Below are 25,717 nucleotides of genomic sequence, written 5' to 3'. Positions count from 1 at the left end.
TTTTGGAATTCTAAGGGATTGCCGTCCTGTTTTGTTAGTTTTACATTTATAAGAGTGTGCAATTTAAGAATTTTTAAACATTTAAATGTTATGATGGAAGAAATCAAGAGTAGTCAACAAGCCATTGAGATGGAAGATAAGTATGGGGCTCATAATTATCATCCTTTACCAGCGGTATTGGCTAAAGGTGATGGTGTTTTCCTATGGGATGTTGAAGGTAAAAAATATTATGACTTTTTATCTTCATATAGTGCAGTGAACCAAGGACACAGTCATCCAAGAATATTAGAAACACTTAAAAAACAAGCAGAAACTTTAACGCTTACTTCAAGAGCATTTTATAATAACATATTAGGTCCTTTTGAGAAATATGTGAGTGAATACTTCGGTTTCGATAAAGTTTTAGCCATGAACTCTGGTGCTGAGGCAGTAGAATCTGCATTAAAAATAGCTAGAAAATGGGCTTATGAAAAAAATGGAATCTCTCCGAATGCTGGGAAAATAATCGTAGCAGAACAAAACTTCCACGGAAGAACTACAACTATCCTTTCATTCTCAAGTGACGATACTGCTAAAAATCATTTTGGACCTTATACTCCTGGCTTCGTAAAAATACCATATAACGACTCTGATGCCTTAGAGAAAATTTTACAGGGCGAAGATAATATTGTTGGGTTTTTAGTAGAACCAATTCAAGGTGAAGCTGGAGTTTACAGACCGGATAATGATTACATGAAAAAATGTAAGGAGATCTGTAAAAAGCATAATGTATTGTTCATTGCAGATGAAATTCAAACCGGTATTGCGAGAACCGGTAGTTTATTAGCAGTTTGTGGTGATTGTACTTGCCAGGGGCATTGCGAAAAGCAGCCTACTTATGTTGAACCCGATATTTTAATATTAGGTAAAGCACTATCAGGAGGATTCTATCCTGTATCGGCAGTTTTAGCAAATGATCCTATTATGGAAGTACTAACACCAGGTACGCATGGTTCTACTTTTGGAGGTAACCCATTAGGAACTGCAGTTGCTGTAACTGCACTTGACGTTGTTAAAGATGAGAAACTAGCTCAAAATGCTCGTAAATTAGGTGAATTATTCAGGGAGCGTATGCAAAAGTTCATCGAGAAATCTGATTTGGTGACCTTAGTTCGTGGTAAAGGTTTATTAAATGCCATAGTGATCAATGATTCAGAAGATAGCTCTACAGCTTGGGATATCTGTATGGCATTAAAAGAAAATGGATTATTAGCAAAACCAACTCATGGTAACATTATTCGATTTGCGCCACCTTTAGTAATTACTGAAGAGCAGATCAACGAATGTTGTGATATCATTGAGAAAACGATTACTGAGTTTAAGAAGAAGTAAATTTAACTTTGACATAAAAAACCTTCATTTTTCAATGAAGGTTTTTTATTCAACAAGTGATTGAAAATATTATCTTCTTTTACGTTTTGACGGCCTAATGTCATCTACGGGGCCAAAATGCTTAAATTCTAGAACTTTTTTCTTACCTTTTATCAATTTAATTTCAGCAGGCGCTAGCTTTAGATCAGAGGTCTTAACAATAGCTTTGTCAAAAAAGGTTTTGGCTTGTTGAAATTCTCCCTTGTCAAAATCATGACGCTCCTTGTTAGATTTCACAGGTACACCAGGGATAACGTGATACAAATCTACTTCAACAGCATATGTTGGCTTTAATGAAGTAATAAAACTTTGAACACTCTTCTTAATATTATTGATCATACACTTAATTTTTTAACAGCTTTGAAATAGCTTAAAAATATTGGCTTATGCAAGTTTGAAAGCTCACACTTTCATTAGGTAGGACGTAATTTAAAAGGAGTAATTTTATGACAAAACACTGATTTTTACCCGGAAATCATCCTTATAAAATAATGTTTGGATAGTTGCTATGTATGTTATGTATGAAAATTACTGATTACATCATTCAGTCAATAGCTTAATTCTTATCTTAAAAGGTTAAAACCCTGCAACATAATTGGATAGCTTAAAGCTTTTTCATAAAGGTTTTATAACTCATTTTAAAAAACTGTATAGGCTCAGAATAATACTAATTATTAACTGAAACAACTCTATTTTTCACCTCATAGTGTATTTTACTCTTCTTTGTTAATGCTTTTTAACCAATCATCTTATTACCTTATTGGTTGGGTTTAATGCGGTTGTTGAACCCTGACAATGATCTAGAATATCTTAGTTTGAACTTTAAATCACCTAGTTTTATACATAAAAAACCTGTGAAGAAAGCTCCACAGGTTTAATTAATTTATCTTAAAAACCGTCAACTTATTTTAGGACGGGTCAAAATCTTAATTTGTAGTTACTGATCCTATCGGTAGTAATGTTACCTCCATAGCTGCAATGTCAAGACCTTCTGCTGTGGAAGCCCCTCCTTGAACATCTACACCTGGCGCTCCTTTTGGTAAATCATATTGATCACCTACTACAGCTGCACCATAGCCTAAGTCCTTCATAGACGCAGCAGTTATTCTACTTAATGGATTTTCACCTAAATTCAAAAACCCTGTCATTAATTCATTATTTAAGACAGACTCTCTCCAATGACCCAAAGCAGTTCCAGGACCACCCATATTTTCTATAGGTAATTCTCCATCTCCTCCTTCAGCATTCCAATGTACGTTTGCTTTTTTTCCTGTGAAGTAAGGGTTAGTGTCAGCATCCGCTAATAATGATCTATTAAAATTCCACAAGGTTCCAACTCCTAAAACATGTCCCATTTCATGAACTATCACTTCTTCGAATAAGTCAATCTCATCTAAAAATGACAGATCATCAACATCAAAAAACATTACACCAGATAAAGTTAAATTATCTATTGTTCTCACAAACCTTGGCCCAGCCTGACCTAATATTCTTCCAGGACCGTCTATTGGCGCTAGAGCAACTTCGATAATAATATCATCCACAGTTCCATCGACTGCAGGAGGAAAACCACCGAAAGCAGATGGAAGCACTCCTGTAAATGAAGGGACATCTTTAATGATAATTCTTTCCCAGCGAGCAGCAGCAGCCTCAAAAACTTGTTCTTGTCTTTCAGTGACAGGAACTACATATTTCAAAGTAATATTAAAACGCCCTCTATCTACACCTGCAGCTTCGGTTGTTCTTAAAGAGCTAGATGGCTCAGCTTGAATTTCTATCCACTGATCAGATTGAGCTAACTCAATTTTTGTTTTTTGTTCAATTGGTTGATCTGTGTTAAACTCACTCTCTTGGGAACAAGATGTGAAAAATAAAGCAAATGCTACCAGAGAAAAGGAAAACATTTGAATGGACTGCAATGATCGTGATGGCTTTACTCCAGCCTTGTGATACTTTTTCATAATTAGTGATTTTGGTTAGTTATAAAATTTAATCGTGTAATATTTTACACATCTTCAATATAATTATTTATGATATTAAAAGTACTAAATTTATAAAAAATTCTATTTCAAACACTTACAATATTACTGATTAAGAAAATCAATCACACCATCCATTTAAATCATGTAATTTTTTATTGATTCTGTAAATCTTATTTACTTTATTAAACCTTTTAAAATGCACTCATTTGATTAATGAAGATTGCATTCAGCTTTTTAATTTAAAATTACAACTATGCTTAGTCGAAAGTATGTATAACTAGATAACAGAATCTGTTTTGATCAATAAACGATAAAATCTATTCATTATTAGTTTAAAATAGGCAATCCCCTTAATTTTGGATAAATTTTAAATCCATGTCTGATAGATATAACCAACGCGGAGTTTCGGCCTCCAAAGAAGATGTACATAATGCCATCAAAAATCTAGATAAAGGGCTTTTCCCTCAAGCTTTTTGTAAGATTGTACCAGATCACTTAGCTGGAGATGATAACTATTGCACCATCATGCATGCTGATGGTGCAGGAACAAAATCTTCACTTGCTTATATGTATTGGAAGGAAACAGGAGATGTTTCAGTATGGAAAGGGATTGCTCAGGATGCCATCATTATGAATATTGATGATTTATTGTGCGTGGGTTGTACAGATAAAATTTTACTCTCCTCTACAATTGGAAGAAATAAAAACCTTATTCCTGGAGAAGTAATTTCTGCAATTATCAATGGAACGGAAGAGGTTTTGCAGATGCTTAGAGACAATGGGGTTAATATTATCAGCACAGGTGGTGAAACTGCTGATGTTGGAGATTTAGTAAGAACAATTATAGTAGATAGTACAGTTACCGCTCGCATGAAAAGAGCCGATGTTATCTCAAATGATAATATCAAAGCGGGGCAAGTAATCGTAGGTTTAGCTTCATATGGACAGGCAACTTATGAAAATGAATACAATGGGGGGATGGGAAGTAACGGACTTACTTCAGCTCGTCATGATGTGTTCGATAAGTATTTAATGGAGAAATATCCTGAAAGTTTCGATCCTGCCGTAGATAAAGCATTGATTTATTCAGGAAGTAAAAAATTAACTGACCAAATAGATGGAGTAGAATTGGATGCCGGAAAACTAGTTTTATCTCCTACAAGAACCTACGCCCCCGTTATTAAAAAAGTATTAGAACAATTACCTGGGAAAGTGCATGGGATGGTTCATTGTAGTGGCGGTGCACAAACTAAGGTATTACACTTTGTAGAGAATGTACATGTGATTAAAGATAATATGCTACCTACTCCTCCTCTTTTCAAAATGATTCAAGAAGAATCAAATACAGATTGGAAAGAGATGTATAAGGTATTCAATATGGGCCACAGAATGGAATTATATGTTGATGAGGCAGATGCTCAACAGATTATTGATATCTCAAAATCATTCAACATTGAAGCTCAAGTAATCGGTCGAGTAGAAGCATCTGAGAGCAAAAAAGTCACTATTAAAAGTGAGCATGGGGAGTTTGAATATGAGGGGTAAAATCTGATCTATTATTTATTAAACAAAAATAAGCCTTTAGAAAGTTTTACTTAACCATTATCAATAAAAAAGTATTGTGTCTCATCTAATCCAATACTTTGCCCCCCTTCATAATCAATTGAAAAGTCTATCCATGTATAATCCCCAGTAGGAGCTGTACTTGGAATGAAAAAGGTATATACATATGGAAACCAACCAGGATCAGTTTCAGAAAGGGTTGGCGAATCTTCTGAATGAGAATGAAAGATCTCCTGAGAAGGAGATAAAACTGCCAAACCTACTCTATTTATTTCAACATGATCTACGTTATCAATAATTGCAGTTAAAGTTACATTTCTCCCACCAGTTACTAATTCTACTGAAACCGAACTACTATAAACTCGAGGAGCAATTGGTTGAGGGTCCAAATTATTATCATTACTAATTCCTGATATTATCACCCAATTACTTTGACTCAAGAATAGTGTATCCCCAGTTTCTGAAACTCTAAATCTCTGGATTTCATTTTCAATTGAACCATCTTGTTCTACCTCAAGCTTAGCATTCCAGCTAGCAGTGTCTGCTTCAGAAATACCTGAAGCTATGGAAGAATTAAAATCAGGATCAGTCTCTATAAAAGAATCTAACTTAGCATTCCAGCTTGCAGTATCTCTTTCATTTATTTTTGATGCTAATGAATTTTGAAAAACAGGGTCTAATTCTTCATAATTAATTCCACCAGATATTTGTTCAGCAGTTTTAGCATGTAAAGCATAAGGAACGCTTAACAATTGACTTGTTCCACTAATTGTATAATCAATACCTCCATTCGGATCAGTTTCTGTTTTGATAAAATAAGTATCATTCGACCAATTAATTTCAGATATATCTCCTAAAACAACCTCTGCCTTTACTCCTCCGATCTCTAAACTCATAAGACCATTTGAATTTGTTTCTGGATTTTGAGTTTCTTTATATACTGCTTCCCCTTCAACTGATCCTTTCAAAATACTAATTTGAACACTTATTACTTGATTACTTATCAATTCCCCATTACTATTTCTAACAACAGCTTGATAGCTCATTTTATGTGGAGTTTGACTCATGGCATAAATACAAAATGATAGCCAAAATAAAACTGTTAGTACATATTTCATTATTTTAATATTTTACTATTCTAAAAATTTTTAAAACTTGGTCTCCATTATTTATCTTTAAAAGATATATATCAGGAATCCTCTCTTTCATATCGATTGAGATATTATTGCTTTTAATATTTTTCTTTTCCAAAAGTCTACCGTTGCTCTTATAAAGATGATAAGTCATATTCTTATTATCTAGATTACCAATTTCCAAATTAAGAACATCCTTAACTGGATTTGGAAATATTGTAAAAGAAAATCTTTTTAAACTTATTTCAGAGCTAGTTAAAAGCGAAATTTCATAAGCATTTTGTATTCCTTGATTTACAGTGCCATTTGCTCCAGTATAATTGTCAAATGTTAATTGTCCAATTGAAAAATTCACACTACCACCTGTTCCAGAAATATTCTCTCCTGATGAATTGATTACACTTTGTCCGTTTATTTGATTTACAATAACTGTAATAAACAAGAAAAGTAAGAAAGAAAATTTACTATTAAACATATTTAATATAAAGCAGGTGTTAATTATTATATAAAAATATACTATTTTAAATATATCCCTTAAAGGTATATTTTTTTTAAGAAAACTATACATCCAACCGCAAAAAATCTCCCAGAAATATAATAAAATGACAGATATCAATGAGAATAATTTATAGATGGAAAGGAGATTTACAAAGTCTTCAATATGGGTCACAGAATGGAATTATATGTTGATGAGGCAGATGCTCAACAGATTATTGATATCTCAAAATCATTTAACATTGAAGCTCAAGTTATCGGTCGAGTAGAAGCAGCTGAGAGCAAAAAAGTCACTATTAAAAATGAGCATGGGGAGTTTGAATATGAGGGGTGATTAGTTTTTTCTTGAAAAGAAATATGCTCCTAAAGCCAGTAATCCGTAAATAACAATTATAAAAATAAATTGGCTTTTGTTTTCACTGAACTCAAAATAAATAATCAGTACCCCTGCAAAAAATAGTCCTACTAATGCAATGATTGTAAGCAACCAAGATGAATTAGTTTTATGTCTTTTCTTATAATTAGAATAGGCCATTAAAAATGAAACTATAATAAATGTAATACTTCCAAATTCTAATATCACTTGTAATCCCCCAGAAACCACCAATAATATTGCCATTAAACTGATCGTAATAATTGCGATGTGAGGTATATGCTTTTTAATTTTTTTAGACAGTAATCTCGGAAAATATCCATCATTTGCAATAACAGCCATAAGTCGAGAGGAGCCGAATAATGTCCCACTTATAGCACTTGAAGTTGCTAATAGGGCACCGAAGATTACGAAAAACTGGCCAAAATTTCCTAGATAAGTTTTTGCACCAGCGGCCAAGGCATATTCTTTATCCGAAATAATTATTTCTTTCGGAATGGTGCCTAATGCTGCGACTGCCAATAATATATATAATAAAGTAGCGATGCTGATAGAAGAGTAGATGGCAATTGGAATATTTCTTTTAGGACGATCCATTTCATCATAAGCATGAATTACCAATTGAAACCCTTCATAAGCCACAAATGTAATTGCAGCTACCAGTAGAATACTACCTAAAGTTGTATTGGTTTCAATGATAGGTTGTAAGTTTTTTATATCCGCTTTACCTGCCAATAAACCTGAGATGAACAGAAGAATAATGATTTTAGAATAAACTAATATGTCTTCTATCTTTCCCATTCCCTTTACACTTACCAAATTCACAATTGCAAAAGATATGATCACAAAAGCTGCAATTAATTTCTGCCATATAACATTATTCAGATATTCAAACTGACTACAGAAATAGGAAGCAAAAGTAAAAGCGTACAGTGCAAGTGTACTGATATAACCAAAAACAATGAGCCAACCTATTGCAGATGAAGCAACTTTACTATGTGGGAACGTTTTTTTAAAAAAAGAATAAGTTGCCCCCTCATCTTTATATAGGAGAGCTAATTTCACATATGAATAAGCTGCAAAAAAAGCTAAAATTCCACCTACTAAAATTGCAATAGGCGTTGCGTTTCCTATGTTTTCAGTGGCTATTCCTAAAATAGAAAATATACCGCCACCAACCATACCTCCTAATGCTATAGCTATTAATTCACCAAGTCCTAAATCTTTATTTCTCTTTCGGCTAATTTTATTCATACTACCTAAATGAACTTCTTAGTATATATTATTGGCGTCTCGTCCATATTTCATAAATAGGATCGCCTTTACTGGAAAGGCCTGAATGATGCCAATCATCATTTTTTAATTCATAATTAAACTTTAAGCTAGCGCCTGATCTGGAATCATCACGGGAGAAAAATTCAATATTTTCAATATACTCACCATTATCAGTTGTATACGTTCCTCCTCCTGTAGCCAAAAACTGTTTAGTCTCGGTATTGTAGGCAATCCATTGAAAACGAGTGCCCGACAAAATCTTCATAGTTTTTCTTGGTTTATCAGTGTCTCTTTGCTGAATTTCTCCATTTCTTTTTCTGCCCGACATTAACCAAGCACCATTTAAATCACCTGGAGTTCCATCATCAAGCCTTTTAAAAACTTCATCCTCTCCTGCTATTTGTAAAGTACTATCAGTTAAGATGATTTTAAATGTTATTTCCTGCCCTACGTAATTAGAACTGTCAGAATGATATTCAACCTTTTCGGTTAGCCTATCATTTTCTAAACTCCAGGCACCACCATTTGTATGAATAAAGGCACCTTCAGTAGCATTAAACACACATAACGATTGAAATCCATCTGTAAAGCTTACTATACTTTTAATCGTATCTCCATTTGAATTAATCTCAGTATGTTCCCAAGAACCAATTAAGTATTGAGAATATAAATTTGTGCTAACACAAAGTATAAACAAGCACAATAATTTATTTAGATACCTCATATGACTGGAGTTTTTAAGATTACACAATCAATATAACAATTTCCTCTTTCAATGGGAATTGACCTTTTCATTAAAAATAGTATATTAGGTCATGCATCCCGTATTGATAATACTTGTTATTTTTATTTTACTGTTGATTTTTGGTGTTTTCTATTCACTAAATAAGAAGAAAAAAAGAGGTGAATTATTTAATCAATTTGCTAAAAATTTAGGATTCAATATTTCATTTCGAGATGAAGGACCAAACAAAGAATATACCCTTTCTGGAAATGTTAACGGATCTGAAGTTGTATACAGTGAGGATAGACTAAATGATTTCAAGATTCGAGACTTAGGTAAGGGTGATTGGACTTTAATTACTTTTAAAAATTCGCCCATTGATTTTGACTTTGAAGTGTATCTTGATAATTGGGCTATGCAAGCAATGAAACCATTAGGTTATCAGGATATTGAAATTGGCAATGCAACGTTTGACAAAAAATTCTTTTGTCATTCCAAAGAAGCAGAAAAACTAAAATTAATTTTAGATGATCAAGCCCTGCAGGAGTTTTTAATGAAACTTGAGGATAGTTTTTATCAGGGTTTTGATTTCAGGAATATTACAAAAGAGAAATATTTTCAATTTTCATTCTATGGGAAAATTCGAAATCAAAAACAGCTAGATTTAATGAAAAATGTCATTGATTTTATGAGAATAATTACGGAAAAATTTAAGTAAGGCTACTTATTTAAATCAATTGTTTTTGAAATGCTAAACTCTATGTATATCAAAATTGAAACAATTACTATCTCACTCACAAAATAAATAATACCTAACAGCTCAAGTCTATCAAAATGGAGGTAAACCAGAATAGCAGTTAAACTTATGTACATTAAATTTCCTATTGCGATAGCTCTTAAATAGTTTCTTCGATTTCTTTTCAAAAAAAAGTGACACCCTAAGGAATATATACAAAACACCGCTGCAATAATTGCCAAAGGAATCAATACTTGATATGGCATACCAATCCACTCTTGAATTAATATGAAAATTATACCGGTATTGATAGCAGTTAAAAATGCACCTAAACCATCAATTAGGAAAATATGAGGTGCTAAGTTTTTAATTATTCCTTTCATGATAATAAAATTTAAATAGCTACCATGTTAAAATAACTAAAACATTAAGCTAAAGCTAACATCATCATTGAAAGAACTATTTTACTTTATGGTTAAATTTGAAAGACTTGATTTCATCTGTTACTATCATAGTATATTCTCCTTTTGGTAAGGCAAGCATTGCAGATGATCTACCTTTCTTTACTTCAGAAATATCCATGGGAATACCTTTATGGATATCCTCCCCTTCCTTATAAGCTAGAATCATAAATGGGGGTTCAAGTTCAATTTCATCTAACTGAATATTCACTTGTTGATTTCCATTATCAAAAAGCCATTCCGGTCTGTTATTTATAAATTCAGTTGTGGGGTGTAGAATCACTAAATCAGTATATGCCTGTCCTCTTTGATACTTTATTGCTTCATTATTTTGATCTATTAATACTGAGGATTCATTTATATCTATCGCTTTTAAAATTGGCGGATTTAAATCTGGATGACTCTTTTCATTATATGCTGTTTGATTAATAGTGTAAGGATCAATTCCAGTAATATCTTTTACGCGCTGAGCCATAGCCTTACCCCAATGTGGATATGGTCCTTCAAGAGCATGAGCAAATCCACAATGAATTAAAAATTTTTCATTTGGCTTATTTTTTATCACTTGTGCAATATTATTTGCCTGTCCCTTCTCACGATCTATTTGACCTCCACCTTTGAAATTTTCATAAGCAAATACATTAAAACCTAATTCCAACGCAGTTCGAACCATATTACCAAACTGAGGATCTTGAACATAATAACCTGATTCTTGAATAGGAAAACCCCGCTCATTCAAAGCTGAATCTAGCGCCTTTCCATTGTTTAGTGCTTCTAATCCTAAATTTCTATAACCTAATTTATACAGATCACTTAGTAATGATTTAGTAAAGACTCTGTGCCTTGAATTGTGATGAGCTTCATTAATAATGACAATCTGATTTTCTTTTGCCTTTTCAAGAATGTATTCTTTAGCGTTTTTAACCGAATATCTATTATTAATTGAATCAATTTCGGCCTTAGAAACATCTGTTTTCCTAGAATGCCTTGCAGAATCCCATTTATCTATAGCATTCCTATAATCACCATTTCTAGCAAAATCATCTGCAGAAATCTGATATCTCCAAGCCAAAGTATCCTGCTCTAGTTTATCTTCTAAAGTTGAACTTAAAGGATAAGGTGAAGAATAATCAATCTCTTTTATTTCCCTACTAAATTTTGAACAGGATACTACACTAATAACCAACAATACAAATGGAGCAGACTTCATTTTTAATGATACGTTCATCATAATAGAATATGTTTATTTACAATATTATGATTATCTAACTAAACAAACAGTTAAATATTGTCATTTTATCATCTAATGGATGGCCAAAGCGTGTATTCCCTACTATGAACCCTTATGGGTAGCTCTGAACTGCAAACTACATTAGAGCTTATCTTATATTGGTTATTATCAGGTGTGATTACTTTTAAATAGGAATAATTGGACCATGGCGTTATTAACCTGAACTTGCCATCTTCCTGTCTTTTTTTGGAAATAGCTAAATGTTCAATAAACTCTAATGAATCAATGTCATATTGTTTATCTTCATTAATTGTGATCTTACCACTTATTTTGTCTACAAAAAGACTAAAATCTTTATTGTTGATATAATGGGATCTATGAATAAGAAATGTAGGAATACATCCCAATAAAATAAAAGCTGAAAAATTAAAAAGAGGACCTACTATTAATGATTCTTCCCAGCTGTATCCCTTAACATAATAGGCAATAGGAATAGAAAAAAGCATTAAAAGAGGAAGCATAAGTAAATTCCTCTTTAAATATTTAAGCGACTGAAGTATATGTCTCGTATTGCTTCTATAATGTTGTTGCAAAACCTTTAATTTTTCTGCTTTAAGTTGATGCAAAGGTAATTTTAATTCCTAACTGAAAGTCAGAAATTAAAATAATTTACCTTCATATACCTAAAAGATTTCTATTCAGCTTTAATACTAGAATAAGCCTACAATTTCACCCTCTGAATTAACATCAATATTTTCAGATGCAGGATGGGCAGGCAATCCCGGCATTCTCATTATATCACCTGTAATAGGGATAATAAAACCTGCACCAGCAGCAATTTCTATTTCTCTTACTTTTAAAATAAAGTCTTTAGGTCTTCCTAATAGTTTAGGATCATCTGAAAGAGATTTCTGTGTTTTGGCTACACATATCGGCAGTTTATCTAATTTTAAATCGTAAATTCTTTTTAAAGCAGCTCTTGCTTTTGCACCGTATTCTACATGTTCAGCTCCATATATTTTTGTAGCTATAGTTGCAATTTTTTCCTCTACTGATTTATCCCAATCGTATAGAGGTTTAAAGTCTACATGATTTTTTTCAATCACTTTTATAACTTCATTTCCAAGATCTAAAGCCCCTTCACCTCCTTTTGCCCATACATCTGCTACCGCTACAGGAAGCTCTTTTTTAGATGCAAAATCAGTTATAACTTTTATCTCTTCCTCATCATCCGTTTGAAACTTATTAATCGCAATGACTGGAGTAATGCCAAACTTCTGAATATTCTCCAGATGCTTTTCTAAGTTGGGTAAGCCTTTTTTTACGGCTTCAACATTAGAGTTTTTCAAATCTTGTAAATCAGCTCCACCATGATATTTTAATGCTCGAATTGTAGCGGTTAGTACCACTGCCTTTGGTTTCAAACCGGAACTCTGACATTTAATATTAAAGAATTTCTCTCCTCCTAAATCAAATCCAAAACCAGCTTCTGTAACGGTATAATCTGATAATGACATCCCCATTTTGGTGGCTATTACCGTGTTTGTACCTTGAGCGATGTTGGCAAAAGGCCCTCCATGTATAATAGCTGGATTTCCTTCAATAGTCTGTACTAAATTTGGTTTAATGGCATCTTTTAAAAGAGCTGTCATTGCTCCTTCTGCTTTTAAGTCTCTAGCATAAATAGGTTTCTTATCAAAAGTATAGCCTACAAAAATATTACCTAGTCTTTCCTTTAGGTTCTCTAAATCTTTTGACAAACAAAGAATAGCCATTATCTCCGAAGCGGCTGTAATATCGAAGCCTGTTTCTCTAGGCACTCCAGAGGTGGTGCCTCCTAAACCAATCACTACATTTCGTAAGGCTCTGTCATTTAAATCCATAACTCGCTTCCATACAACGGTACGTGGATCAATTCCTAAAGAATTGGTTTTGCTTTGAAGATTATTATCAATGATGGCAGCAAGAAGATTATGTGCTTTTTCTATTGCAGAAAAATCTCCAGTAAAATGAAGATTAATATCTTCCATAGGTAAAACTTGAGAATAGCCTCCTCCTGTAGCACCTCCTTTTATCCCAAAAACAGGACCTAAGGATGGTTCCCTAAGTACAACAGTAGTTTGCTTCCCTAGTTTGTTAAGACCTTCTGATAAGCCTATTGATATGGTGGTTTTACCCTCACCGGCAGGAGTGGGCGAAATAGCGGTTACTAAAATTAGCTTGCTTTTATTTAATTTCTCCTCATTAATTTTATTGAGCGGTAACTTGGCTTTATACTTACCATACATTTCAATTTCTTCAGCATTAAGGCCAAGCTTATCTGCTATTTTAGTGATGGGTTCCAGTTTGCACTGGCTTGCAATATCTAAGTCTGTCATGATTTAAAAATAGAATAATAAACTTAGATTTCAATATTGAAATTGAAATTGAAATTGCTGGCTTGAAACATTACTTCTCAACTAACAAATTCTCTAAATAAAAAAGGGCAGTGTACAGTAAGTTATTTCTTTCAAGTGCTTCTTGTTTTAGTACTTCTAAAAATTCTTGAGAAAGATAGTGCCCATTTATGATAACCGCAGCAGGATTTTGGAGGGTTGAAAGATCTTCTAATGGATTATCATTTAATAAAATGAGATTAGCAATTTTACCCTTTTCGATAGTACCCATATTGGACATTAACTCATGTGTATTAGCAGCATTTATAGTTGCTGTTTTCAGCACCTCAAAATTTGATAAGCCTGCTTCGGAATAAAATTGGAGCTCTTTATGAATTGATTTACCAGGCATTGTAACTCCGATTCCTGCATCCGTTCCGCATATTATATTTACACCCGCATCATGTAAATCTTTTACAATTTTTAAATGAAAATCATGTTGAGCTTTAATATTTGAGACTACTGAACTATCAATTGATTTTGAGTTTTGCCATCTGTTAAATTGCGCTTCACTATCCACCATTTTTATCAATGGATTCATATAATTCATTCTGTCCTCTTGCAGTATGTTATCATCAATTAGCATTTGGTAAATATTATTATAAACAACTAAAGTGGGACAGAAATTGGCTTTACCATAATCTGCAAAATCAGAGACTACTTCTTTAAGTTTTAAAGTATCCAATGAATAATTTAGTGGTTGTTGAACGATATCCTCTGCATGTTCAATCGACTTAATTTGATTATTAAAATGATAGGAATACGGGACTTTCTGAGAAGGGTGAGCAATGATATCTATATTAGAACTTTTGGCCTGATCAATTATGGCATCGTAAATCTCAGGAGTTAAACCATAGTAAGTTTTTATAAAATCATAGCCTCTTTTTTTGTAATCAATAATTTTATTTGCAGCCTCTTTTGGGTTAGTAAGATTCAAATTATCATCACCTATAAATTCTGGACCTGTTAACTTAGGGCCTGAAGTATAAAAATTAGGTGAATAGATTTCTTCAGCATTTATTGACTCTTTTAATCTTAAATGCATGGGTAACCCCCATACATTTCTGACTGCTGTAACCCCATTTGCCAAATAAAGCCCCAATTCATATTCATCCCATACGTGAACATGCATATCAATTAATCCAGGAGCTAAAAATTTATTAGAACCATCTATTACTTCTATACCTTCTTGTAATTGAGTTTTACTTTGAATGCTATTGATTATACCATCTTTAATAATGACAGTTTGATTTTTATAAATAGTATCAGCAGTCATAGGGATTACATTCACATTAGATATAATCAGATCATTGGTTGAATTATGATCATCTATCTCTAAATAGTTGCTATTGTAATTCTCAACTAAAAAAATAAATGAAATTGCAATTAGAAGGAGTAGTAATATCCCTGATATTAATTTGAAAAGTATTTTAAAAAATTTCACAACTAGGTCAGATAAAAATTAACTATCTGTAATTTTAATAAAAAGTATTAAAAAAAATGCTCAAAATAGTGAAAAATAGAGACTAACAGTCCGGTTTCTAGTACTATACTACGAATTTGTAAAATAAACCCACCTAGCGAAAGATTTCTGAATTAGACTTTATTTGCTATAGGCGTTGAGATATTATAACCTTTGGCCCGATAAAAATTAAACTAAAAATTTTTGAACTGCATTTTATTAATTTTTTAAAAGGAGTGTAGTACAAATAATTATCCCCCTTCCATTATATGAGTGTTCATCAAATAGCCATAAGAATTCAAAAAAATATTCTTATAGCTTGTATTATTAACAATTTATAAGGTAAAGTACTCCTTTATATCTTTTGGAGGTGGTAGCATTTATGAAATGCTAATGGTAAAAGTACTTAATTTCAAGTTTTGTAATTGTTAATTACTTTGTTTTAAAAGCAATGCTTCCCATTCCTACATCTAAAATAAACTCCATGCTATTTTCAGGATTATCTATGTAAGCTTGATTACTAAATGCATTATGACCTATCTTTTTGAAATTATCGGCCATTTTGATATTACATAAAGGAGAATCATGAATGCGAATGATAACAGGTAACTCATCTGGAGGTAAAATTATATTTAAATTACCAGCTCCTACTGAAGCATTTATTCTACTATTTATTTTCCAGTCTTTTCCGCAATCTATTGATAAATTACCAAAACCAACTTCTGCAATTACATCTTTTGCCATTGAATAATTTAAGTCCTCAACATAGATATTTCCAAAATTCACCTTTACGAAAAAGGTATCCATAGCAACGCTATTCATCATTTTATCAGAATACCTAAGTCTTACATCTGCACTGCCCGATTTTATTTTTAATCTTTCAATAGCCAATCTACTTAAATCAACATTGGCTTCTCCCATAAGATAATTTAAAGATAAATTAAATGTTATGTGTTCTGAAAGATTGAGCTGCCACATATCGCTTGGCTTCTCATCCGAAGAAAAAATACTGCCTGCTACAGATTCAGTAAAATTTAAGCCCATATGGCTTTTGCAAGTTAGGTCAGCATCAACTTTTTGAGTGTTTTGTATTTCCTCAATTTTAAATGTACTAGCAGCAACATCATTCTCACTTGCTCCTAAAATTAATAAAGGGGCATCAGAATCAACTGAATTTAAAAAAGACTTACCTGCCTTGGTTGATACATTTAAATCTATTTTATCAATTGCTTTAGCGTGCTTAATTTCAAAGTACTTGTGCAGCTCTTGCCCTAATAGATTAATAGAAAACAATGCCATTAATAAAAATGACATCAAAAATTGAAATACCCTATTCATGATGAGGTAATACGGTAACATGAATCTTTTAGTTTTCTAATTAAACTTAAAAAGCCACTATTTATATTTAAACAGTGGCTTTTTAACAATTTAACTTAAAAAAGTGCTTCTATATCAAATTCTGCTCAGAGTGCAAATCAATTAAAAAACTCTTTTACTCTATCAAAAAATCCTTTATCCGCTTTAGTAGGATTTGGTTTAAAGTTATCTGAACCTCTCATGCTTTCAAGCATTTGCTTTTCATCATCAGAGACTTTTTTAGGAGTCCAAACATTTACATGTATTAATTGATCACCTCTACCGTAACCATTTACATCTCCTACCCCTTTGCCTCTTAACCTTAAGATTTTACCTGACTGCGTACCAGTTTCTATCTTAATCTTTACTTTACCATCAATTGTTGGAACCTCAACAGAAGTACCTAAAACAGCATCAACAAAGTTTAGATAAAGATCGTAGATGATGTTATTCCCATCACGCTTCAATACATCATGCTCCAACTCCTCAATCAAGATCATCAAATCACCGGCTGGCCCACCCATTGGTGCCTCATTTCCTTTTCCTGACATTGATAATTGCATCCCATCTGAAACTCCAGCAGGAATTTTTACATTGATAACCTCTTCTTTTGACTGAAGACCTGTATTATCTACATGAGGTGGTTTTTTATCAATAAATTTACCTGACCCATGACAAGTAGGGCAAGTACTAGCTGAAACCATTTGTCCTAACATAGTATTCGTTACTCTTCTTACCTGGCCAGAACCTCCACAGGTTTCACAAGTTTTGTAGGTAACACCATCAGCAGAAACTAGACGGTTTACCTTAATCTTCTTTTCACAACCATGAGCAATCTCTTTTAAATTAAGTTTCAACTTAATTCTTAGGTTAGAGCCTCTTCTACCTCTACTTCTACGGCCACCGCCTCCGCCAAAGAAGCTTTCGAAGCCACCACCTCCGCCACCACCGAAGATGTCACCAAATTGAGAGAAGATATCTTCCATATTCATACCTCCTCCACCGAAGCCACCAGGGCCTCCTTTCATACCATCATGACCAAATTGATCATATCGTTGGCGTTTTTGTGGATCTCTTAAAACTTCATATGCTTCCGCTGCTTCCTTAAATTTCTCCTCTGCTTCTGGGTTATCAGGATTTTTATCAGGATGAAATTTGATGGCTACTTTTCTATAAGCCTTCTTAATCTCATCATCCGAAGCCCCCTTGCTAACACCAAGAATATCATAATAGTCTCTCTTCGCCATCTTAATCTTTTTATTCTCCTATAACAACTTTTGCAAAACGGATAACCTTGTCATTCAACAGGTACCCTTTTTCAACTACATCAACCACTTTACCCTTTAATTTTTCATCAGGTGCAGGTATTTTGGTAATTGCTTCATGGATTTCAGGATCAAATTCAATGCCTGCATCACTATCCATAGCTTTTAAGCCTTTATTGGTTAATGTTTTCTCGAATTTATTTTTGATAAGCGTAAACCCTTCCTTTAAAGAATCATTTTCTGATTGGTCATCAAAAGACTTCTCAGCGCGTTCAAAATCATCCATAACGGGTAATAATTCAGAAATCAACTCTTCTGAAGCAGTTTTTACTAATTCTAATCTCTCTTTTGCATTTCTTCTTCTGAAATTTTCAAATTCAGAATAAAGACGTAAGAATTTATCCTTAGACTCTGCCAGTTCTATTTCTAACTTCTCAAAATCTGACAATTCTTCATCCTTTGCTTGAGCTTCAGCCGCTGCTTTTTTTTCCTCTTCCGTCAACTCGTCTTTTACTTCCTCATCAGAATTCTGCTCATCTTTTATATCTTCAGCATTTTCAGCTGTTTTATTCAAATCTTTTTCGTCTAATTCTTCTTTAGCCATAACTGTATGATGTTATTAAACTTATTTTAAGCAATATTTAACAAGGATTTTGCCAAGCCAAGATTAGCTGACAAGATGACATTAGGCGGTTAAAGCCTTCCAAATCATATCTTTCAGCTGATCAATATTAAATTGTGTTAATGAAGAAATAAAAACATAAGGAAGCTCTTTAGGAATTTCTACTTTAAGCTCTTCCATTAGCTCTTCATCCAATAAATCAGCTTTTGTAATCGCTAAAAGTCTATTCTTATCCAGCAGCTCAGGATTATATTCTTTTAGCTCATTTATTAGTATTTCATACTCTTTCTTTACATCCTTACTATCTGCAGGAATCATAAAAAGTAGTATAGAATTTCTTTCGATATGTCTTAAAAATCGAGTCCCTAATCCTTTACCTGCCGCGGCACCCTCAATTATTCCAGGGATGTCCGCCATAACAAATGACTTATGATCTCGGTAAGGAATTACCCCTAAATTTGGAGTTAGGGTTGTGAAAGCATAATCAGCAATTTCTGGCTTTGCAGCAGAAACTACAGAAAGCAAGGTGCTTTTACCAGCATTAGGAAATCCCACTAAACCAACATCTGCTAATAGCTTTAATTCAAGAATAATCCATTCTTCAATACCATCTTCACCAGGTTGGGCATAGCGTGGTGTCTGGTTGGTAGACGTTTTAAAATTAGCATTACCTAATCCTCCTCTTCCTCCTTGGGTCAAAATCTTTTCCTCTCCCTCTTCAGTGATTTCAAATCTTACTTCACCTGTCTCAGCATCTTTAGCTATAGTCCCTAAGGGAACTTCTAAGATCACATCTTTGCCATCAGCACCAGAACTTCTTGCTCCTGCTCCAGGTGCCCCAGCATCTGCAATCACATGTTTCTTATATTTCAAATGGAGTAATGTCCATAATTGAGTGTTACCTCTAAGAATAATATTTCCTCCTCGGCCACCATTTCCTCCATCTGGCCCACCTTTTGGAACGTGTTTCTCTCTACGCATAGAAACAGCACCTGCACCACCTTTTCCTGAGCGAGAGCAGAATTTCACATAATCAATAAAGTTTGGATTGGCCATTGGACTAATTTTTAAGGCGCAAATTTAGGTTAAATTCGGCAGTAAATAAAAAAGCCGACCCATTTTGAATGAGTCGGCTCTTTTCGAGACTGAAATCAACTACTTCAATTTATCAATTTCAGTTGAAATATTATTAAAAATCTCCTCGATGCTACCCACACCATGAATCTTTACATACTTTCCTTCAGCATCGTAGTAATTTGCAACAGGTAAAGTTTCCGCAAGATAAACCTTTATTCTATTTTCAATTTTAGTTATATCTTGATCATCAGCTCTTCCTGATGTTTTACCTCTTTCTTGAATTCTTTTTTTCAATTCTTCTTCAGGAACATCTAAAGCAATCATTCCCGCAATTTTTTCTCCCTTTTCTTCTAAAAGAGTATCTAATGCTTTTGCTTGAGGTACAGTTCTTGGAAAACCATCGAAAATATAGCCATCACTTGAGGCTTGAGTTTCTTTTATTTTCTCATCTACCATTCCAATCACCACCTCATCAGGCACCAAATTACCTTCGTCCATATACTTTTGAGCTAACTTTCCTAAGTCAGTCCCTTCTCCCAAATGCTTACGGAATAAGTCACCGGTTGCAATGTGTGTTAATTTATATTTGTCGATTATTTTTTCACTTTGGGTACCTTTACCTGCACCAGGAGGTCCAAATAGTATAATATTTAACATGATTGTAATTTATAAGAAAATCAAATATAAAAGTTTTATGATTAAAATTGCCAATAAAGGCTCCTCTTTGTAGAGAATATTGGAACCTCCATAGGTGTTTTATTGAATTTGAAGCTAATAGTTTAAATCAAGCCTATAGGTAATAAATGTTACCAACTTATACATAAGCTTTATCATGCCAATTGATAAATCTCTTTTAGTTCTCTACCTTTTCCTTCATAATCTAGCCCATATCCTACAACAAACTTATTAGGAATTTCAAAACCAACAAAATCTGGTTTATTCCCTTTTTCTTGAGCATCTGGTTTATGAAGTAAGCTAGCTACTTTAATGGATTTTGTTCCTAAATCCTTAAAAGCATCGAGTAAATGTTCTAAAGTATTTCCTGTATCCACTATATCCTCTAGTATCAGTAAATCTCGTCCAAAAACATTTTCCTTAAGGCCTAATATTTCTCTAACCTTACCAGTGGTTTTTAAAGCTTCATAAGAAGCTACTCTTATAAAAGTAAGTTCAACTGGAATATCCATTGATCTAATTAAATCTGCAGTAAAAATAAATGAACCATTCAAAACGCTAACTACCAAAGGCTCTTTATCCTGATAGTAATTATTGATTTCACCTGCTAATTCACTGATTCTTTTACTGATTTCATCAGCAGAGATGAATGGAATGAATTCTTTATCTAAAATCTTCACCATTTATAATTCACTCATTAAATATTTATACATTTCCACCATTGATTGGATGTCCTTTTTATGAACTTTCTCATCCGGTGAATGCACATTATCTTCAGGAGCACCAATAAAGCACCAGTCAATAGGATAGGGTGTTTCTTGCAGATACCCTCCATCGCTTGAGCCACTTGCCTCAACTTCTAACTGATAGGGTATGTTTGAATTTTCTGCTAGGTTTTGAATCATTTGAATGAACGATTGCCTTGGAACACTTTTATCACGCATCGAAATAGCAACGCCTTCAGCATGTTTTACACCTTCCGTTACCCATGTTATGTCAGAAATTAATGCTTGATAAACGCCATATTTCTCTACCATAAATTTGGCAAGGAATGGAACAGAACCACCTCCATGCTCTTCATAGGTAGAAAAAATAATCATTCCATCTTCCAAAGTTTCTGCCAATTGTAGACAGTTGAATACACCAAGTCGATTATCTAAATAGCATGATTGTATGTATTCATCAGACTCTCTAAAATCACATTCAAAAGTTAAACTAGCTCCTCTGTCAATCCCTCTTCCAAATTTGTAGAATGTCTGATTCTCTTTATTGACCTCCAACTCACAAGCAATAGGCCCTAGTGAATCTTCACCTTTTAACCTATATCCTGTTTTAGCATCTGGCCCCCCAATAGGAACCAATTGATTTTCATACCTAACCGTAAACCCAATAGAATCCATATGGGCAAAAACTGCAGTCCTCGGCTCACCAAATACTAATATTAAGCAATCCTGAAATTCTTCACCATGATACAGCTTAGGTTGTACTTTCCAATTCGCTTGGTTCTTTTTTATGTATTGAAGCAGATAATTTTTCATTGTGTATTCTTCTCCAGAAGGAGCGTGAATACTGCAGAGTTCTTTAAGTAAATTATAATCCATAAGTGCTGCAAAGTTAAAATCTTTTAATAGTAGAAATAAAATTCGGAACTGGATATTTCATTTTTTTAATTTTTTTCTTAAAAAATAAAATTATATTTAGGTTTTGACAGCTTTTAATGTCAACCTTAATTCCACTAATGTATATTTTAGATAAAGAAAATAGCATTGCGAACCACTTCATAGCCGAATTGAGAGAAATCGACATTCAAAAAGACCGCTATAGATTTAGGAGAAATTTAGAAAGGCTAGCTGAGATCTTAGCTTATGAAATTTCTAAATCTTTATATTATCAGCAAAAAGAAATCCAAACTCCTCTTGAAACTACCTCAGTTTCATTAATGCATGATTTTCCTGTTATTATCAGCGTTTTAAGAGCTGGATTGCCTTTTCACCAAGGGTTTTTAAATGTATTTGATCATTCCGATTCGGGATTCATAGGTGCTTTTAGAAAACATATAAATAGTGATGAGTTTGAAATAGAGATGGGTTACGAAGCACTTCCTCCTGTAAACGGAAGGTTTGTAGTTTTAGCTGATCCCATGTTAGCAACAGGAAGATCGATGTTAAAAGCTGTTCATCATATTAGAAAAAACGGTTCTCCTGAGAAAATAATTATTGCTTCTGCAATTGGTACACCAGAAGGTATTCAATACATAGATGACCATCTAGATGGCAATTATGAAATCTATTTAGGTTCACTAGACAGGGAATTGAATGAAAAGTCGTACATCCTACCTGGATTAGGTGATGCTGGAGATTTAAGTTTTGGTCCTAAAAACACTCATTAGCGATGCCTCTCAGCAATACTATATTATTATTTGTTGGCTTAGCGGTATTAATCCTCGGTGGAGAATTATTAGTTCGTGGTGCTTCAAGAATTGCCTTAAGGCTAAAAATGTCTCCTTTAGTAGTGGGGATTACAATTGTAGCTTTTGGTACATCCGCACCAGAATTATTGATAAGTATACAAGCAGCAATAGCAGGGAGCCCAGACATTACGATGGGAAATGTTATAGGATCAAATATCTGCAATATTGCCCTCGTCTTAGGAATCACCTCACTTATTGCACCCATTCCTGTAAATAGTGACACTATTAAAATTGACTGGCCCATGACAATGGGCTGTTCATTGTTACTTTACTTTTTAGTTCAAGAAGGATATGTTGATGATTATGAAGGTCTAGGCTTTGTATTACTCCTTGCATTGTATTTGTTTTTTATCATTCGCAGATCACGAAAAAATCATATTAACCCAGAAGATCTTGGATTAGAGATAGAAACACCGAAAAGTCCTGCTACTAGAAAGAATATCATTAAAGACGGAAGCCTAATCTTAATTGGTGGAGCAGGCTTATATTTTGGATCTGATTGGTTTGTAAATAGTGCGAAAGATTTAGCTCTTTTCATGGGTATTAGTGAGCGAATAGTGGGAATAACAGTAGTAGCTTTAGGAACTAGTTTACCTGAGCTTGTTACCTCAGTAGTAGCTGCTTTTAAAAAGGAAACTGATATGGCATTAGGCAACCTAATGGGGTCAAATATATTTAATATCTTATCCATATTAGGTATCACCAGTTTGATATCAGAAATTCAAGTAAGTGAGATAATACTGAATTCTGATATCATTTGGATGTTGGGTATCACATTACTCATTCTACCGTTTATGGCTATAAATAAAATTGTAGACCGTTATGAAGGTTTAATTTTATTAGGGATATATATTTATTATACGATTAATGTAATATCCTGAATCAATTAATTTTCTTCATCTGGCAGCATTTCAATATCCTGAATCAATACTTTTTTAGAAATGCTCTGTCCTGTTAATGTGGCAGCTAAACCTCCCATAGCTGTTTCTTTATATTTCGTTTCCATGCTTTGCCCTACTTCTCCTAAAGCATCAACACATTCATCAACTGGAATTACACCACTTACATTGGATAAAGCAATTTGTGCAGAAGAATTTGCAATTGCAGCAGCACTAGCATTTCTGACCACACAAGGAACTTCAACTAAACCTGCAACTGGATCACAAACCAACCCTAGCATGCACTGTATTGTAATCGCTACCGCATTAAAAACTTGATCGATATCTCCTCCTAAACAATACACTATAGCTCCAGACGCCATCGCAGCAGCACTACCTGTTTCAGCCTGACATCCACCAACAGCTCCTGCCAAAGAAGCTTTTTGCTCAATTATTAACGCAATCCCAGCCCCTACTAATAAGCCTTCTAATATTTTCCGATCATCTAAACCGTGAATTTCTTGCAAAGTAAACATTGTGCCTGGCAAAATACCACTAGCTCCTGCAGTTGGAGCAGCAACAACCCGGCCCATACAGGAATTCACTTCTTTTGCTGCTAGAGCTCTAGATATAAGTTTTTGAAAATTAGGATCTAATACTGTTATTGGGTTATGATATACTTTTTTAGCTCCATTATTTATCATTCCGGATCGTGAATGCATATCTTCTTCCAAGCCCGTTTTAACAGCATCCTTCATTACATCATAGGCCGTTTGTAAGTTTTCCCAAACGAAATCTTCATCTTTCCCCTTCTGATCTTTTTCATATTCCAACACTGGTTCGTAAAGCTTCGTACCCTTCTTCTCACAGTATTCTTTCCATTCCTTAAATTCACTAAAAAGTATTGACATGACAGTATTGTTTTAGCCTTTTGAATATATCGGCAAAGAAAAAGAAAAGTTTAGCAATATTATAATTCAGAAGCATAATATGAATGTATATTTGCAGCATGGAATTAAAAAATGATCTGCTATTAAGAGCAGCCAAAGGCGAAAAGGTAGAAAGAACACCTGTTTGGCTAATGCGCCAGGCTGGTAGAATTCTTCCAGAATATAGAAAAGTTAGAGCAAGTGTAAGTGGTTTTATTGAATTGGCGCAAACTCCAGAGTTAGCGGCTGAAGTAACCATTCAACCCGTTGATCTATTAGGAGTTGATGCAGCTATTATTTTTTCTGATATTTTAGTTATACCTGAAGCCATGGGCTTACCATATGAAATGGTGGAGAAAAGAGGACCTCATTTCCCTGACACCATCAAATCTAAAAGTGATGTTGAAAAATTAAGAGTTGCCAATGTAGAAGAAAGTCTTTCTTACGTTACAAAAGCTATAGAAATAACAAAGAATGATTTAAATGGAAGAGTTCCCTTAATTGGTTTTGCTGGTGCACCATGGACAATTTTCGCTTATATGGTGGAAGGGGGTGGAAGCAAAACATTCTCTAAGGCTAAGGCTATGCTTTACACAGAGCCAGAACTTTCTCATCAATTATTAGATAAAATCACCGATAGCACGATAGCTTATTTAAAAGCACAAATTTCTAGTGGAGCAGATTTAGTTCAGGTTTTTGATAGCTGGGCAGGCATACTTTCTCACGCTCAATATCAGGAATTTGCCATTCCTTATTTAAAAAGAATAGCAGATGAAATACAAAATGTTCCTAAAACTATTTTCGCTAAAGATGCACACGCTGCATTTGCTGATTTAAGCCAATTAGATTATAATACTATTGGACTCGATTGGACTATGAGCCCTATTGAAGTAAGAAAAATTGTTGGAGATGATCGAACTCTACAAGGAAATCTTGATCCTTGTGTGCTTTATGCTGATAAAGAAACGATCAGAAAGCATACTAAAAATATGCTTTCCCAATTTGGCGAAGGAAGGCATATTGCCAACTTAGGTCATGGCGTTTATCCTGATATTAATCCAGATCATGTGAAATACTTCATAGAAGCAGTGAAAGAATTTGGGGTTAAATAAAACTTGACGAGTTCAATAAATTAAAAAGGCGAGAAATAATTTTTCTCGCCTTT

General features: G+C 33.7%; 25 protein-coding genes and 1 pseudogene. 7 read left to right on the top strand and 19 right to left on the bottom strand.

The window, feature by feature from the left end; all coding sequences use genetic code 11:
* Positions 1–90: 90 nt before the first annotated feature.
* Positions 91–1,371, top strand: a complete 1,281-nt coding sequence (rocD, locus tag QYS47_RS03260; RefSeq protein WP_322347708.1) for an ornithine--oxo-acid transaminase — start codon at positions 91–93, stop codon at positions 1,369–1,371.
* A gap of 69 nt (positions 1,372–1,440) precedes the next feature.
* Here the strand turns inward: rocD and QYS47_RS03255 are convergent, their stop codons facing one another.
* Together QYS47_RS03255 and QYS47_RS03250 are read right to left on the bottom strand one after the other, a co-directional pair.
* Positions 1,441–1,749, bottom strand: coding sequence for a hypothetical protein (locus QYS47_RS03255; RefSeq protein WP_302127936.1), 309 nt, complete (start codon positions 1,747–1,749; stop codon positions 1,441–1,443).
* Positions 1,750–2,336: 587 nt separating this feature from the next.
* Positions 2,337–3,371, bottom strand: a complete 1,035-nt coding sequence (locus QYS47_RS03250) for a leishmanolysin-related zinc metalloendopeptidase (RefSeq protein WP_322347707.1) — start codon at positions 3,369–3,371, stop codon at positions 2,337–2,339.
* Positions 3,372–3,767: 396 nt separating this feature from the next.
* Here QYS47_RS03250 and QYS47_RS03245 point away from each other — a divergent pair, with 396 nt between their 5' ends.
* Positions 3,768–4,937, top strand: a complete 1,170-nt coding sequence (locus QYS47_RS03245; RefSeq protein ID WP_322347706.1) for an AIR synthase-related protein — start codon at positions 3,768–3,770, stop codon at positions 4,935–4,937.
* A gap of 50 nt (positions 4,938–4,987) precedes the next feature.
* Here the strand turns inward: QYS47_RS03245 and QYS47_RS03240 are convergent, their stop codons facing one another.
* A complete protein-coding gene (locus QYS47_RS03240; protein WP_322347705.1) occupies positions 4,988–6,073 on the bottom strand; it encodes a hypothetical protein in 1,086 nt (361 codons plus the stop codon).
* A gap of 4 nt (positions 6,074–6,077) precedes the next feature.
* On the bottom strand, positions 6,078–6,563 hold the full coding sequence (locus QYS47_RS03235; RefSeq protein WP_322347704.1) for a T9SS type A sorting domain-containing protein: 486 nt from the start codon (positions 6,561–6,563) through the stop codon (positions 6,078–6,080).
* Between the two features lie 156 nt (positions 6,564–6,719).
* Here QYS47_RS03235 and QYS47_RS03230 point away from each other — a divergent pair.
* Positions 6,720–6,917, top strand: a pseudogene (locus QYS47_RS03230) (AIR synthase-related protein); the annotation flags it as partial.
* Here the strand turns inward: QYS47_RS03230 and QYS47_RS03225 are convergent.
* Positions 6,918–8,210 (bottom strand): APC family permease, encoded by a 1,293-nt coding sequence (locus QYS47_RS03225; RefSeq protein ID WP_322347703.1) that lies wholly within the window; start codon positions 8,208–8,210, stop codon positions 6,918–6,920.
* A 28-nt stretch (positions 8,211–8,238) separates the two neighbouring features.
* The gene (locus QYS47_RS03220) at positions 8,239–8,955 is read right to left on the bottom strand and encodes a hypothetical protein (protein ID WP_322347702.1); all 717 of its coding nucleotides are present in this window, start codon (positions 8,953–8,955) and stop codon (positions 8,239–8,241) included.
* 91 nt (positions 8,956–9,046) lie between these two features.
* Here QYS47_RS03220 and QYS47_RS03215 point away from each other — a divergent pair, with 91 nt between their 5' ends.
* On the top strand, positions 9,047–9,673 hold the full coding sequence (locus QYS47_RS03215) for a hypothetical protein (protein WP_322347701.1): 627 nt from the start codon (positions 9,047–9,049) through the stop codon (positions 9,671–9,673).
* A gap of 2 nt (positions 9,674–9,675) precedes the next feature.
* Here QYS47_RS03215 and QYS47_RS03210 read toward each other — a convergent pair whose 3' ends face one another.
* From QYS47_RS03210 to QYS47_RS03155, 12 genes are all read right to left on the bottom strand, one after another.
* Complete coding sequence (locus QYS47_RS03210; RefSeq protein ID WP_322347700.1) at positions 9,676–10,074, bottom strand: hypothetical protein; 399 nt, start codon at positions 10,072–10,074, stop codon at positions 9,676–9,678.
* 76 nt (positions 10,075–10,150) lie between these two features.
* Positions 10,151–11,383 carry a hypothetical protein gene (locus QYS47_RS03205; RefSeq protein ID WP_322347699.1) on the bottom strand — a complete coding sequence of 411 codons (1,233 nt, stop codon included), beginning with the start codon at positions 11,381–11,383 and terminating at the stop codon, positions 10,151–10,153.
* Between the two features lie 68 nt (positions 11,384–11,451).
* Entirely contained in the window at positions 11,452–11,904 is a 453-nt protein-coding gene (locus tag QYS47_RS03200) for a hypothetical protein (protein ID WP_322347698.1), read from the bottom strand.
* 189 nt (positions 11,905–12,093) lie between these two features.
* A complete protein-coding gene (locus QYS47_RS03195) occupies positions 12,094–13,761 on the bottom strand; it encodes a formate--tetrahydrofolate ligase (RefSeq protein ID WP_308357807.1) in 1,668 nt (555 codons plus the stop codon).
* Between the two features lie 70 nt (positions 13,762–13,831).
* Complete coding sequence (locus tag QYS47_RS03190; RefSeq protein WP_322347697.1) at positions 13,832–15,262, bottom strand: amidohydrolase family protein; 1,431 nt, start codon at positions 15,260–15,262, stop codon at positions 13,832–13,834.
* 450 nt (positions 15,263–15,712) lie between these two features.
* Positions 15,713–16,639 (bottom strand): DUF4097 family beta strand repeat-containing protein, encoded by a 927-nt coding sequence (locus tag QYS47_RS03185; protein WP_322347696.1) that lies wholly within the window; start codon positions 16,637–16,639, stop codon positions 15,713–15,715.
* A gap of 116 nt (positions 16,640–16,755) precedes the next feature.
* The gene (gene dnaJ / locus QYS47_RS03180; protein WP_308357810.1) at positions 16,756–17,883 is read right to left on the bottom strand and encodes a molecular chaperone DnaJ; all 1,128 of its coding nucleotides are present in this window, start codon (positions 17,881–17,883) and stop codon (positions 16,756–16,758) included.
* 10 nt (positions 17,884–17,893) lie between these two features.
* Positions 17,894–18,505, bottom strand: a complete 612-nt coding sequence (locus QYS47_RS03175) for a nucleotide exchange factor GrpE (protein WP_308357811.1) — start codon at positions 18,503–18,505, stop codon at positions 17,894–17,896.
* 81 nt (positions 18,506–18,586) lie between these two features.
* Positions 18,587–19,579 (bottom strand): GTPase ObgE, encoded by a 993-nt coding sequence (gene obgE / locus QYS47_RS03170; RefSeq protein ID WP_322347695.1) that lies wholly within the window; start codon positions 19,577–19,579, stop codon positions 18,587–18,589.
* 99 nt (positions 19,580–19,678) lie between these two features.
* A complete protein-coding gene (locus tag QYS47_RS03165) occupies positions 19,679–20,257 on the bottom strand; it encodes an adenylate kinase (protein WP_322347694.1) in 579 nt (192 codons plus the stop codon).
* A gap of 173 nt (positions 20,258–20,430) precedes the next feature.
* Positions 20,431–20,958: a hypoxanthine phosphoribosyltransferase gene (hpt, locus tag QYS47_RS03160; RefSeq protein WP_308357814.1), complete on the bottom strand. Its 528-nt coding sequence runs from the start codon at positions 20,956–20,958 to the stop codon at positions 20,431–20,433.
* Positions 20,959–21,876: a M20/M25/M40 family metallo-hydrolase gene (locus QYS47_RS03155; RefSeq protein ID WP_308357815.1), complete on the bottom strand. Its 918-nt coding sequence runs from the start codon at positions 21,874–21,876 to the stop codon at positions 20,959–20,961. It abuts the gene before it with no gap.
* A 116-nt stretch (positions 21,877–21,992) separates the two neighbouring features.
* Between QYS47_RS03155 and upp the strand changes: the two genes are divergently transcribed.
* The gene (gene upp, locus QYS47_RS03150) at positions 21,993–22,664 is read left to right on the top strand and encodes a uracil phosphoribosyltransferase (protein ID WP_322347693.1); all 672 of its coding nucleotides are present in this window, start codon (positions 21,993–21,995) and stop codon (positions 22,662–22,664) included.
* 2 nt (positions 22,665–22,666) lie between these two features.
* Complete coding sequence (locus QYS47_RS03145) at positions 22,667–23,626, top strand: calcium/sodium antiporter (RefSeq protein ID WP_302128763.1); 960 nt, start codon at positions 22,667–22,669, stop codon at positions 23,624–23,626.
* Positions 23,627–23,631: 5 nt separating this feature from the next.
* Here QYS47_RS03145 and sdaAA read toward each other — a convergent pair whose 3' ends face one another.
* Positions 23,632–24,534 (bottom strand): L-serine ammonia-lyase, iron-sulfur-dependent, subunit alpha, encoded by a 903-nt coding sequence (gene sdaAA, locus QYS47_RS03140; protein WP_322347692.1) that lies wholly within the window; start codon positions 24,532–24,534, stop codon positions 23,632–23,634.
* A 98-nt stretch (positions 24,535–24,632) separates the two neighbouring features.
* Here sdaAA and hemE point away from each other — a divergent pair, with 98 nt between their 5' ends.
* A complete protein-coding gene (gene hemE / locus QYS47_RS03135; protein ID WP_308357817.1) occupies positions 24,633–25,664 on the top strand; it encodes a uroporphyrinogen decarboxylase in 1,032 nt (343 codons plus the stop codon).
* Positions 25,665–25,717 lie beyond the last annotated feature (53 nt).

Source organism: Marivirga arenosa (genome assembly GCF_030503875.2).
In the GTDB taxonomy this organism is placed as follows: domain Bacteria; phylum Bacteroidota; class Bacteroidia; order Cytophagales; family Cyclobacteriaceae; genus Marivirga; species Marivirga arenosa.
This window is presented reverse-complemented; position numbering and strand designations above follow the sequence as displayed.